General features: G+C 43.9%; 13 protein-coding genes. 9 read left to right on the top strand and 4 right to left on the bottom strand.

The features are described from left to right. Positions 1 to 27: 27 nt before the first annotated feature. Together HNQ84_RS04600 and HNQ84_RS04595 are read left to right on the top strand one after the other, a co-directional pair. Positions 28 to 966: an aromatic acid exporter family protein gene (locus tag HNQ84_RS04600; protein WP_183246831.1), complete on the top strand. Its 939-nt coding sequence runs from the start codon at positions 28 to 30 to the stop codon at positions 964 to 966. 50 nt (positions 967 to 1016) lie between these two features. Beyond that, a complete protein-coding gene (locus tag HNQ84_RS04595; RefSeq protein ID WP_183246377.1) occupies positions 1017 to 1520 on the top strand; it encodes a L,D-transpeptidase in 504 nt (167 codons plus the stop codon). 30 nt (positions 1521 to 1550) lie between these two features. On the opposite strand, the gene prli42 is transcribed toward HNQ84_RS04595, so the two are convergent. Further along, positions 1551 to 1646: a stressosome-associated protein Prli42 gene (gene prli42, locus HNQ84_RS04590; RefSeq protein ID WP_009373849.1), complete on the bottom strand. Its 96-nt coding sequence runs from the start codon at positions 1644 to 1646 to the stop codon at positions 1551 to 1553. A 142-nt stretch (positions 1647 to 1788) separates the two neighbouring features. On the opposite strand from prli42, the gene mce reads away from it, so the two are divergent. From mce to gnd, 5 genes are all read left to right on the top strand, one after another. After that, positions 1789 to 2202 carry a methylmalonyl-CoA epimerase gene (gene mce, locus HNQ84_RS04585; protein WP_183246379.1) on the top strand — a complete coding sequence of 138 codons (414 nt, stop codon included), beginning with the start codon at positions 1789 to 1791 and terminating at the stop codon, positions 2200 to 2202. After that, positions 2199 to 3749 (top strand): acyl-CoA carboxylase subunit beta, encoded by a 1551-nt coding sequence (locus HNQ84_RS04580; RefSeq protein WP_435621530.1) that lies wholly within the window; start codon positions 2199 to 2201, stop codon positions 3747 to 3749. Before mce ends, HNQ84_RS04580 begins: the two co-directional genes overlap by 4 nt. A 116-nt stretch (positions 3750 to 3865) precedes the next feature. Further along, positions 3866 to 4990: a M20/M25/M40 family metallo-hydrolase gene (locus tag HNQ84_RS04575; protein ID WP_435621325.1), complete on the top strand. Its 1125-nt coding sequence runs from the start codon at positions 3866 to 3868 to the stop codon at positions 4988 to 4990. Between the two features lie 4 nt (positions 4991 to 4994). Further along, the gene (locus HNQ84_RS04570; RefSeq protein WP_435621324.1) at positions 4995 to 5462 is read left to right on the top strand and encodes a chemotaxis protein CheW; all 468 of its coding nucleotides are present in this window, start codon (positions 4995 to 4997) and stop codon (positions 5460 to 5462) included. Between the two features lie 64 nt (positions 5463 to 5526). Next, positions 5527 to 6936, top strand: coding sequence for an NADP-dependent phosphogluconate dehydrogenase (gene gnd / locus HNQ84_RS04565; protein ID WP_435621323.1), 1410 nt, complete (start codon positions 5527 to 5529; stop codon positions 6934 to 6936). A 38-nt stretch (positions 6937 to 6974) separates the two neighbouring features. Here the strand turns inward: gnd and HNQ84_RS04560 are convergent, their stop codons facing one another. Both HNQ84_RS04560 and zwf read right to left on the bottom strand, forming a co-directional pair. Continuing rightward, on the bottom strand, positions 6975 to 7586 hold the full coding sequence (locus tag HNQ84_RS04560) for a cyclase family protein (RefSeq protein ID WP_435621322.1): 612 nt from the start codon (positions 7584 to 7586) through the stop codon (positions 6975 to 6977). A gap of 13 nt (positions 7587 to 7599) precedes the next feature. Further along, the gene (zwf, locus tag HNQ84_RS04555; RefSeq protein ID WP_435621321.1) at positions 7600 to 9087 is read right to left on the bottom strand and encodes a glucose-6-phosphate dehydrogenase; all 1488 of its coding nucleotides are present in this window, start codon (positions 9085 to 9087) and stop codon (positions 7600 to 7602) included. A gap of 119 nt (positions 9088 to 9206) precedes the next feature. On the opposite strand from zwf, the gene rnz reads away from it, so the two are divergent. Both rnz and HNQ84_RS04545 read left to right on the top strand, forming a co-directional pair. Next, positions 9207 to 10142: a ribonuclease Z gene (gene rnz / locus HNQ84_RS04550; RefSeq protein WP_435621320.1), complete on the top strand. Its 936-nt coding sequence runs from the start codon at positions 9207 to 9209 to the stop codon at positions 10140 to 10142. Further along, positions 10142 to 10459 (top strand): CHY zinc finger protein, encoded by a 318-nt coding sequence (locus HNQ84_RS04545; RefSeq protein ID WP_435621319.1) that lies wholly within the window; start codon positions 10142 to 10144, stop codon positions 10457 to 10459. Before rnz ends, HNQ84_RS04545 begins: the two co-directional genes overlap by 1 nt. Before the next feature lie 37 nt (positions 10460 to 10496). Here the strand turns inward: HNQ84_RS04545 and namA are convergent, their stop codons facing one another. Next, on the bottom strand, positions 10497 to 11498 hold the full coding sequence (namA, locus tag HNQ84_RS04540) for an NADPH dehydrogenase NamA (RefSeq protein WP_435621318.1): 1002 nt from the start codon (positions 11496 to 11498) through the stop codon (positions 10497 to 10499). Positions 11499 to 11601 lie beyond the last annotated feature (103 nt).

The following is an 11601-nucleotide window of genomic DNA, read 5'->3' as shown; positions in this document are numbered from 1 at the left end:
TTATAATGAGGGCGGAGTGTGATATTTGTGTTAAAAATTGGTTATCGGACAGTAAAAACAGCGATTGGAACGGCGAGTGCCATTGCGCTTGCCCAATGGTTACATCTTGAAAATTTCGCTTCTGCCGGCATTATTACAATACTTTGTATTCAAGTGACGAAAAAAAAGTCGTTGCAGACGGCACGCGCCCGATTTGTTGCTGGGCTGGTCGGCTTATTGTTTTCGTTTCTCTTTTTTGAAGGGCTTCATTATCATCCACTCTCGATTGGGTTATTGTTGTTGTTTTTTATTCCAACGACCGTTTCGTTAAAAGTAACTGAAGGGATTGCAACAAGTACGGTTATTATTTTGCACGTATATATGGCAAAAACGATGACGTGGCACCTCGTATATAATGAAGTGATGTTAATGATTATTGGAATCGGTATCGCTTTACTTGTCAATATGTACATGCCGAGCGTTGAAAAAGACTTAAAAGAGTATCAACGTATTGTAGAAGATTTATTTCGTATTATTTTTAAAGAAATTGTTCATTATTTACGTACGAACGAAAGTTTATGGGACGGAAAAGAAATTGCGTTAGCAAGTGATACGTTAAAGCAAGCGAAGGCGCTTGCGTTACAAAACATTGAAAACCATTTTTTACGCAATGAAGATTATTATTATCGATATTTTCGTATGCGTGAACGGCAATTTGAAATTATTGAGCGCATGTTGCCGCTCATTAGTTCAATGACATATACGGTCGAGCAACGCAATATGATTGCCGATTTTATCGACGAATTAAGCGATGCCATTCACCCAGGAAATACAGCGGATCGTTTTATTCGCCAGCTTGAAGCGATGAAAAAGCAGTTTCAACAAATGCCGTTACCAAAAACGCGCGAGGAGTTTGAACAACGTGCTGCTCTTTTGCATTTTGTGAAAGAGATGGAGCAATATTTAATCATTAAAAGCCAATTATAACGGTATGGTCGCTCTTTTTTGATGCACAATAATTGAAAAAGGGTGAGATCATGTCGCTTTTGTTTGCTTTTTTTCTTTTTATTTCGCCGCTTTGGCCACTTGGAGACAATCCGCGCGTTGGCGATCCAATGATCGTTGTCAACAAACAGACGAATCAACTTGCTTTTATTCGTAACGGGAAAATTGAACGCATATATCGTGTAGCAACAGGAAAAACGAATGCGCTCACACCAGAAGGATTATTTACGGTTACGGTGAAGGCGGTGAACCCGTATTATCGGAAAAAAAACATTCCGGGAGGCGCACCGAATAACCCACTTGGCACGCGCTGGATTGGATTTGATGCCCGCGGGACAGACGGTCGAACGTACGGCATTCACGGAACGAATCGCCCGTCATCAATTGGACGGTATATTACTGAAGGATGCGTACGTATGCATAATCGGGATGTTGAGGCGTTATACCCAAACGTGCCGCTTGGAACGAAAGTAGCGATCGTGAAAACAAGTCAATCATTTCAACAGCTCGGGAAAAAGTACGGAGCGCTCAAATAGAACAAGCTGGCCGAATGCGGTCAGCTTGTTCTATATCCACATGCTTAATCCAGCAAGCAACGATGTTAAAAGCATTGAACCGAGCATTAAATAGACGACGATTTTTTGCACTTTTTTTGAATGCATTTTTTTCACCTCTTGTTACCTATTGTACAAACATGCTGATCGACAAACAAGTATGAAAAAATGCAAAAAAGAAGGAAAAAAGAAAAAAGATGTCGAAATGCATAGGTGGTTTGCAACCGAGAACAACAAAGGGGTTGGGGTTATGGAAATGAAAAAAGTCGATCATATTGGCATCGCTGTCAAATCATTAGAAGAGGCGCTCCCGTTTTATACGGATACGCTCGGCTTATCGTGCGTTGGCATTGAAACGGTTGAATCCGAGCAAGTTCGGGTAGCGTTTTTAAAAGTCGGCGATGTCAAGCTCGAACTGCTTGAGCCGCTTTCTGAACATAGTCCAATTGCTTCTTTTATTGAAAAAAGAGGTGAAGGTATTCATCATGTCGCGCTTGGCGTGGATGATATTGAACTGCGCATTCAGGAGTTAAAAAATAACGGCATTCGTATGATTCACGAACAGCCGAAGCGTGGTGCAGGTGGCGCACGCATCGCTTTTATGCATCCGAAATCAGCCCACGGCGTGCTGTATGAACTTTGTGAAAGGGGCGGTGGGCGATAATGGATATGTATGATAAAATTAACGAGCTATATGACCGTCGCCGCGAAATTGAGCTAGGCGGTGGCGACGATAAAATTGCCAAGCAACATGAAAAGGGAAAATTAACGGCAAGAGAGCGAATCGATCTCTTATTAGATGAAGGGACATTCGTTGAGTTAAATCCGTTTATTGAACATCGTTGCACCGACTTTGGATTAGCAGAGAAAAAAGGTCCAGGTGATGGAGTTGTCACAGGATACGGTAAAATCGATGGACGAACAGTATTTGTCTTTTCGCAAGACTTTACTGTATTCGGTGGCGCCCTCGGGGAAATGCACGCGAAAAAAATTGCAAATATTATGGATTTAGCTGCAAAAACAGGGGCCCCAATCATTGGATTAAACGATTCTGGTGGCGCGCGCATTCAAGAAGGCGTGTTGTCGCTTGATGGATACGGTCATATTTTTTATCGAAACTCGATTTATTCAGGCGTCGTTCCACAAATTTCTGTCATCATGGGGCCATGTGCAGGAGGGGCTGTCTATTCACCAGCCATTACCGATTTTGTTTTTATGGTCGAGAAAACGAGTCAAATGTTTATTACCGGACCGAAAGTCATCGAAACAGTGACAGGAGAAAAAATTAGCGCGGAGGATTTAGGTGGTGCGCGTGTTCATAATACGATTAGCGGAAATGCCCACTTTTCAGGCGCGACAGAAGAAGAGGTGCTTGCCCAAGTACGACGGCTATTAAGCTATCTTCCACAAAATTGTCAAGAAAAGCCGCCTGTTGCACCTGCACAAAAGGAAAGCGATTACCGTCCCGATTTAGCGGATGCTATTCCTATTGATGCGGTACGTCCATACGATGTGCGAAACGTCGTGTTGCAAGTCGTTGACGAAGGATCATTTATGGAAGTGCAAAAAGATTTTGCGAAAAATATTGTCATCGGTTTTGCCCGCATAAAAGGGGAAGTTATCGGACTTGTATGCAACCAGCCGAAGTTTATGGCGGGAGGACTAGATATTGACTCATCGGATAAAGCGGCGCGCTTTATTCGCTTTTGCGACTCGTTTAATATTCCGATTATTACATTTGAAGATGTGACGGGCTTTTTCCCAGGAGTCAAACAAGAGCATGGGGGAATTATTCGCCACGGAGCAAAAATTTTATATGCCTACTCTGAAGCGACAGTGCCGAAAATTACGGTTATTTTACGGAAAGCATATGGCGGAGCATACGTTGCATTAAACAGTAAATCGATCGGAGCGGATGTCGTATACGCATGGCCAAATGCAGAAATTGCCGTTATGGGACCACAAGGGGCAGCGAACATTATTTTCGCAAGCGACATCGAAAATAGTCCGAACCCAGAAGAAACGAGAACGCAAAAAATTGAAGAATACCGCGACAAGTTCGCTAATCCATATGTCGCAGCAAAATACGGCATGGTCGATGACGTCATCGACCCACGCGACACGAGAATCAAACTCATTCAAGCACTCGATATGCTTCGTCATAAACAGGAAGAACGTCCGAAAAAGAAACATGGGAATATTCCTTTGTAAGTACATACCGCCAGTTGTTTGGCGGTATATGTTTTTTGAAAAATAATCGTACGTTTCGCAAACGATATAAAAATCCGTTATACTTAAAAGTGAGTACATACATAGGAGGATGCGAGATGGTAAACGAACAGCGTTTAGTCGAAGAATTTTTAGAGCTTGTGCAAATTGATTCGGAAACGAAATATGAGCGCGACATTGCGGATGTGTTGAAGGCGAAGTTTGAAGCGCTCGGTTTACATGTCATTGAAGATGATACGAATGCGCAAACAGGGCATGGAGCAGGAAATTTAATTTGCACTTTGCCAGCGACAAAAGAAGGAGTTGATCCGATTTACTTTACATCTCATATGGATACCGTTGTGCCAGGAAAAGGGGTCAAGCCGTCGATTCAAGATGGATATATTGTGACAGATGGTGCGACGATTTTAGGAGCGGACGATAAAGCAGGACTTGCTGCGATGTTTGAAGCGATTCGAGTATTAAAAGAAAAACAAATTGCGCACGGCACAATTCAATTTATTATTACTGTTGGAGAAGAGTCCGGGCTTATTGGGGCGAAGGCGCTTGATCCGTCGCTCATTCAAGCGAAATTTGGATATGCACTAGATAGCGATGGAAAAGTTGGACAAATTATCGTTGCTGCTCCAACGCAAGCAAAGTTGAAAGTGACTATTCACGGAAAGACGGCTCATGCGGGTGTTGCACCAGAGCGTGGCGTATCGGCAATTACAATCGCTGCCAAAGCGATTGCGCAAATGCCGCTCGGTCGCATTGACGAAGAAACAACCGCAAACATCGGCCGTTTTGAAGGTGGAACACAAACAAATATCGTTTGCGATCGCGTGGACATTTTAGCAGAGGCGCGTTCGCTCGTTCCAGAAAAAATGGAAGCGCAAGTCGCGAGAATGAAAGAAGCGTTTGAACGAGTAGCGGAAGAAATGGGGGGTCGTGCAGATGTTCATGTGGAAGTGATGTATCCAGGATTTAAATTTGGCGACGGCGATCATGTTGTTGAAATCGCAAAACGAGCAGCCGAAAAAATTGGTCGTCCGCACGAGCTGTTGCGTAGCGGTGGCGGTAGCGATGCGAACGTCATTGCCGGATTTGGCATTCCAACGGTCAATTTAGCGATCGGTTATGAAGAGATCCATACAACAAATGAACGTATGCCAATTGAAGAACTTGTCAAAGCAACCGAAATGGTCATCGCTATTATTGAGGAAGTGGCTGCGAGGGGGTGAAACGATGAATAAAGTCGTCGTTTTTCAACTTGCGAACGAACAATACGCCATTCCGGTTGAACATGTCGTTTCCATTGAAAAGATGAGCCATCCGACGCTCATTCCAAGCATGCCTTCGTATATGCTTGGTGTTGTTCGCATTCGCGGTGAGCTTGTTCCCGTGCTTGATACATCGCAAATTTTATATCGCCGTCCGTATACGGAAGCAGAGAAAACGCGGCTTGTCGTTGTGCATACGGGCGATTTACACGTAGCATTTATCGTAGACGATGCAAAGGAAATTATTGATATTCCATCACATATGATGAAGCAAGTGAATATGCTTGCCTATCAACAGACGCCATACTTTATCGGCATTGCGAATTTACCTGATCGGCTCATTACTGTAATTGATCCAACGATATTGTTTGACAATTTAGAAGGAGCAAGCACCATTAAAGAACATATTAGGAATGAGAAACAGAACACTTGAACGAGAAAAGACGATTATGGTATGTTCTTTTTTGAACAATCAAAAATAGAAAGGAACGTTTGCTATGGCGAAACAACAAATTGGTGTGATCGGTTTAGCGGTCATGGGAAAAAACTTGGCGCTCAACATTGAAAGCCGCGGTTATTCCGTTGCCGTATATAACCGTTCACGCGAAAAAACAGACGAGTTTTTACAAGAAGCGGAAGGGAAAAACATCGTCGGTACATACAGCATCGAAGAGTTTGTCAACGCGCTTGAGAAGCCGCGCAAAATTTTATTAATGGTGAAAGCAGGCGCGGCGACAGACGCAACGATTGAACAATTAAAGCCGTATTTGGAAAAAGGCGATATCGTCATCGACGGCGGCAATACGTATTTTAAAGATACACAACGCCGCAATAAAGAACTTGCGGAACTTGGCATTCATTTCATCGGCACAGGCGTCTCAGGTGGAGAAGAAGGAGCGTTAAAAGGACCTTCGATTATGCCAGGCGGACAAAAAGAAGCGCACGAACTCGTCCGTCCGATTTTTGAAGCAATTGCGGCAAAAGTCGATGGCGAACCGTGCACGACATATATCGGTCCAGACGGTGCAGGACATTACGTAAAAATGGTGCACAACGGCATTGAATATGGCGATATGCAATTAATTGCCGAAGCGTACTTCTTATTAAAACATGTGCTTGGATTAAACGCCCAAGAGCTTCATGAAGTATTTGCCGAGTGGAATAAAGGGGAATTAGATAGCTATTTAATCGAAATTACGGCAGATATTTTTACAAAAATTGATGAAGAAACAGGCAAGCCGCTTGTCGATGTCATTTTAGACAAAGCAGGGCAAAAAGGAACAGGAAAATGGACGAGCCAAAACGCGCTCGATTTAGGCGTTCCTCTTCCAATTATTACCGAATCGGTGTTTGCTCGCTTTATTTCCGCGATGAAAGAAGAGCGTGTGAAAGCAAGCAAGCTATTAACTGGACCAGCGGTGAAACCGTACGAAGGCGACCGTGCTCATTTCATCGAAGCCGTTCGTCGCGCGCTTTACATGAGCAAAATTTGCTCGTACGCCCAAGGCTTTGCGCAAATGAAAGCCGCATCGGAAGAATACAATTGGAATTTACAATACGGCAATATCGCGATGATTTTCCGCGGTGGCTGCATTATTCGTGCGCAATTTTTACAAAAAATTAAAGAAGCGTACGATCGCGATCCAGCGCTACCGAACTTATTGCTCGATCCATACTTTAAAGAAATCGTCGAAAACTATCAACAATCGCTCCGCGAAATCGTCGCAACGGCAGCGATGCGCGGCATTCCAACACCAGCGTTTGCAAGCGCCTTAGCCTACTATGACAGCTACCGAATGGAAACATTGCCAGCGAACTTGATCCAAGCGCAACGCGACTACTTCGGTGCCCACACATACGAGCGCATCGACAAAGAAGGCATTTTCCATACGGAATGGTTGAAATAAACAAACACCCCCTAGGGCAAGTGCTCTAGGGGGTTCGTTTACTGTTCAAATAACAATACACGCGCTGGGGCGGCGTCGGTGCCGACGAGTTTAAGCGGAGCGGCAACCATCCAATATTCGCCTGCTGGTACGTCTTTTAATCGAAGTCCTTCGATGACGATAATGCCGTGACCGAACAGCGTTTTGTGTGTTGGGTGTCCTGCTTGGTTGCGTTCGACGCCGAGCGCGTCAATGCCGACGCCGCGAATGCGTTTTTCGGCTAAATATGTTGCCGCATCTTCAGCAACGTAAATAAATTCAAAGTTAAAGGCGTCGTCAAATGAGTTTTTTGTTTTAAATAAAATAAAATCGTTTTCTTGAATATCAAAATGAATGAGGTCTTCTTTTGTAATTCGATCATTGACATTTGTCAAGTCTAATACTTTGCAGTAGCCGACAAGTTTTTGAAGCGGAATCGTTTCAAACGTTTCTCCGTTTTTTACCATATGGAGCGGCGCATCAATATGCGTGCCTGTATGCACATCCATGTCGATGCGCGATTCGGTGACGTAATCGTTCGTGACGGTCATTAGCTTCGGTTGTTTTTCCGGTTTATTTTTATACACAGGCATCCCTTCAAAAATGGGAGCGGTGACATCGTACATTTTCATGTTTGTTCCCTCCTTACATTGTTCCATTTATCGGCCACCAGTGGAAGCCGTCTTTTTGCAATAGTTCGTCTGCTTTTTTCGGTCCCATCGAGCCTGCTTCGTAGTTCGGGAAGTCAACGGCTTTCGTGTTTGCCCATACTTCCGAAATCGGGTCGACAAAGCTCCATGAAGCAGCGACTTCATCCCAATGTGTAAAGTTTGTCGCATCGCCGCGCATGCAGTCATATAACAATTTCTCATACGCTTCTGGCGTATTAATGCCATCGATGCAGTTGTTGCAGTAGTCGAGCTTAATTGGCGTTGTTTTCATGCTTTCTCCGCTTTTTTTCGCATTTAAATGAAGGGTAATGCCTTCATCTGGTTGGATATGAATCACGAGCAAATTCGGATGAACGTGTTCGCTTGTGCGATAATATAAGTTCATCGGTACATCTTTAAATTGTACAACGATTTTCGTTGATTTTTCCGTCATTCGTTTTCCTGTTCGTATGTAAAATGGCACGCCTGCCCAGCGGAAGTTGTCGATCATTAATTTCCCTGCAACAAACGTTTCTGTATTGGAGTTTGGATCGACGTTATGTTCTTCACGATATCCGACGACTTGTTGCCCGCGCACGATGCCGCGTCCGTATTGCCCACGCACGAAATATGTCTCGACGTCACCATGCGTCATCGGACGAAGCGCCCGTAACACTTTCACTTTTTCGCTACGAATATCGTCAGTCGTCAGCTTAATCGGAGGCTCCATCGCCAAAAGGGCAACCATTTGCAACATATGGTTTTGCACCATATCGCGAAGCGCACCGGAATGGTCGTAGTAGCGCCCACGGTCTTCTACACCGAGCGTTTCGCTTGATGTAATTTGAATATTAGCAATAAACCGGTTGTTCCAAAGCGGTTCAAAAATGGCGTTTGCAAAGCGAATAACTTCAATGTTTTGCACCATTTCTTTTCCAAGATAATGATCAATCCGAAAAATTTGTTCCTCGGAAAACGATTGACGGATTTCTTCATTTAGTTTTTGCGCGCTTCGTAAATCATGACCGAACGGTTTTTCAATCACTAATCGCGTCCAGCCGTTCGTTGTCGTCAGTCCTTCCGATTTTAAATGCGATGTAATCGTTCCGAAAAACTCAGGCGCCATCGCTAAATAAAAAATGCGGTTACCTGGGATGTAAAATTGTTCTTCGACGTGTGTTAATAGTTCGTTTAATTGTTTGTATGATTGTGTATTTGTCGCATCTAGTGAATGATAGTAAAAATGAGAAATAAATTTTTCATCTATTAATTCTTGTTTCGTCGCTTCTTCAATTGTTTCTTTTACGTAGTGGCGAAACGATTCGTCTGTATGCGGACGACGGGCAACGCCAACAACCGCAAACTGTTCATCAAGCTTTCCTTTTTGATAAAGTTTATAGATAGACGGGAATAGTTTACGTTTTGCTAAGTCGCCAGTCGCGCCAAAAATTACAATCGTCGCTTTTGGTTGTACGTCATTCACGGACCATATACCTCACTTTTATTCATTTTTTGAAAGGTTCATGATAATGTAATTTTAGAGGTTTATTGTGGTAAACGCAAATGTTTTATCTGATTAAAGAACAGAGAGGAGTTTGTAGCGTGGAGTTATTGTTTTTAGGGACAGGCTCTGGTGTCCCATCAAAAGGTAGAAACGTATCAGCCATTGCCCTCCAGTTGTTAGAAGAAAGAGGGGCGACATGGTTATTCGATTGTGGAGAAGCAACGCAACATCAAATTTTACATACGTCTATTCGCCCGCGACGCATTGAACGTATTTTTATTACGCACTTACATGGAGACCACATTTTTGGTTTACCTGGACTGCTTGGTAGCCGTTCGTTTCAAGGGGGAGAAACACCACTTTTTGTTTACGGTCCAGCAGGTATTCGTTCGTTTATCGAAACGGCATTAACGGTCAGCGGCACGCGACTCAAATATGAGCTACATATTGAGGAGTTTACAGAAGGTGTCGTATTTCAAGACGAACAGTTTATTGTTACAGCAAAATTGCTTGATCACGGTTTGCCTTCGTACGGTTTTCGAATTGTCGAAAAAGATTTACCGGGTACATTGCTCGTTGACGAGTTGCGCGCACTTGGTGTGAAGCCCGGTCCGATTTATCAACAAATTAAGCGAGGGGAGCTTGTCACATTAGATGATGGAACTGTCATTGATGGACGAAACTTTGTAGCCCCACCGAAAAAAGGACGCATTGTTGCGATTATGGGAGATACGCGTTATTGTGAGGCAAGTGTTGAACTAGCAAAACGAGCGGACGTGCTTGTTCATGAGGCGACATTTAGCGCAGAGGAAGCCCATTTAGCGCACGATTACTATCATTCAACGACGTTGCAAGCAGCGGAAGTAGCGAAACGAGCGGAAGTGAAGCAACTCATTTTGACACATATTAGTTCCCGCTATCAAGGGGATATGTGTGAGCGACTCGTGGAAGAAGCAAAAACCATTTTTCCGAATGTCGCACTTGCCTTTGATTTTTCATCATTTCCGATTATAAGAAAAAGGAATGATGAGTGATGATCGAAGTAAAAGGAAACGTCATCGACAAACAAACGAGATGTGTACATTACCATAGTGAACGCGATGTCATCGCGATTAAGTTTTATTGTTGTCAAACGTATTTCCCGTGTGTGCACTGTCATGAAGAACATGGTTGTGGCAAGCATGCGGTATGGCCGAAAGAACGTTTTTATGAAAAAGCTGTCTTATGCGGCGTTTGTCAAACGGAGCTGACGATTGAACAATATATGACGAGCAATTACCGTTGTCCACATTGCGATGCCGCGTTTAATCCGGGGTGTCAACTTCACGCCCACTATTATTTTGACATATAAAAGGATGTCCAATGCAGCGGACATCCTTTGTCGTGTTTTACCATCCTCTGACATATGGTTTTGGCGCTTCAAGCGATATACCGAGTTCATTTGCGGCTGCTCTTGGCCAATATGGGTTGCGAAGAAGCTCGCGACCGATAAAAATGAGATCAGCGCGTCCGTTACGTAAAATTTCTTCTGCCTGTAAGCCTGACGTAATAAGCCCGACAGCCCCTGTCGGCACATTCGCTTCACGGCGAATTGTTTCAGCAAACGGCACTTGATAGCCTGGATATACTTGAATTTTTGCTGGAACGACAGCGCCAGAGCTGACATCAATGAGGTCAACACCTTGCGCTTTCATTCGTTTGGCATATTCGACGTAGTCGTTCACCGTTAAACCGTCCGGATGGTAGTCAGAAGCAGAAATGCGGACAAACAACGGTCCGTCCCATACTTCTTTTACCGCTTCAATCACTTCACTTAAAAAGCGGTAACGGTTTTCTCCACCGTATTCATCTGTTCGTTTGTTTGTAAGTGGCGATAAAAACTCGTTAATGAGATAGCCGTGCGCGGCGTGAATTTCGATGACATCAAATCCAGCTTCCTTGGCGCGACGCGCACCTTGTTGAAACGCATGAATCGTTTCTTCAATATCGATTGTCGTCATCTCTTTTGGTGTACGCATCGTGTCATCGAACGGAATAGGGGATGGGGCGAAGATTTCTCCAGCAACCGTCGCTTTTCGTCCAGCATGAGCAAGCTGAATGCCGATTTTAGCGCCTTGTTCATGAACGAGCGAGGTAAGTGTACGCAATCCATCGATATGGGCATCATCCCAAATCCCTAAATCGCGAGCTGAAATTCTTCCTTGTGGTGTGACGGCTGTTGCTTCAACAATAATAAGTCCGACTTGCCCAACAGCGCGCGTTGCATAATGAATAAGATGCCAGTTGTGAACCGTTCCGTCTTCGCGATCGCATGCATACATGCACATCGGCGACATCACAATGCGGTTTTTTAATGTGATGTCCCGAATCGTATATGGTGAAAAGAGCATATTCCTTCCCGTTACAGAAAACTTACAAAACTTTATAAATAATCTATTCATTATTTATAAAGTTTACGTTTCCTTCCTTGTTCATCGCGCCCGATTTCGCCGA

The organism is Anoxybacillus eryuanensis, assembly GCF_051200995.1.
GTDB lineage: Bacteria > Bacillota > Bacilli > Bacillales > Anoxybacillaceae > Anoxybacillus > Anoxybacillus tengchongensis.
Note: the sequence above shows the minus strand (reverse complement) of the source record. Positions and strands in the feature narration are given on the sequence as shown.

What these genes read in the sequence shown, in the direction of transcription:
- HNQ84_RS04570 (WP_435621324.1), top strand. Translation starts at nt 4,995, where the DNA reads ATGAATAAAGTCGTCGTTTTTCAACTTGCGAACGAACAATACGCCATT.
- gnd (WP_435621323.1), top strand. Translation starts at nt 5,527, where the DNA reads ATGGCGAAACAACAAATTGGTGTGATCGGTTTAGCGGTCATGGGAAAA.
- namA (WP_435621318.1), bottom strand. Translation starts at nt 11,498, where the DNA reads ATGCTCTTTTCACCATATACGATTCGGGACATCACATTAAAAAACCGC.
- HNQ84_RS04560 (WP_435621322.1), bottom strand. Translation starts at nt 7,586, where the DNA reads ATGAAAATGTACGATGTCACCGCTCCCATTTTTGAAGGGATGCCTGTG.
- HNQ84_RS04595 (WP_183246377.1), top strand. Translation starts at nt 1,017, where the DNA reads ATGTCGCTTTTGTTTGCTTTTTTTCTTTTTATTTCGCCGCTTTGGCCA.
- mce (WP_183246379.1), top strand. Translation starts at nt 1,789, where the DNA reads ATGGAAATGAAAAAAGTCGATCATATTGGCATCGCTGTCAAATCATTA.
- HNQ84_RS04575 (WP_435621325.1), top strand. Translation starts at nt 3,866, where the DNA reads ATGGTAAACGAACAGCGTTTAGTCGAAGAATTTTTAGAGCTTGTGCAA.
- prli42 (WP_009373849.1), bottom strand. Translation starts at nt 1,646, where the DNA reads ATGCATTCAAAAAAAGTGCAAAAAATCGTCGTCTATTTAATGCTCGGT.
- HNQ84_RS04545 (WP_435621319.1), top strand. Translation starts at nt 10,142, where the DNA reads ATGATCGAAGTAAAAGGAAACGTCATCGACAAACAAACGAGATGTGTA.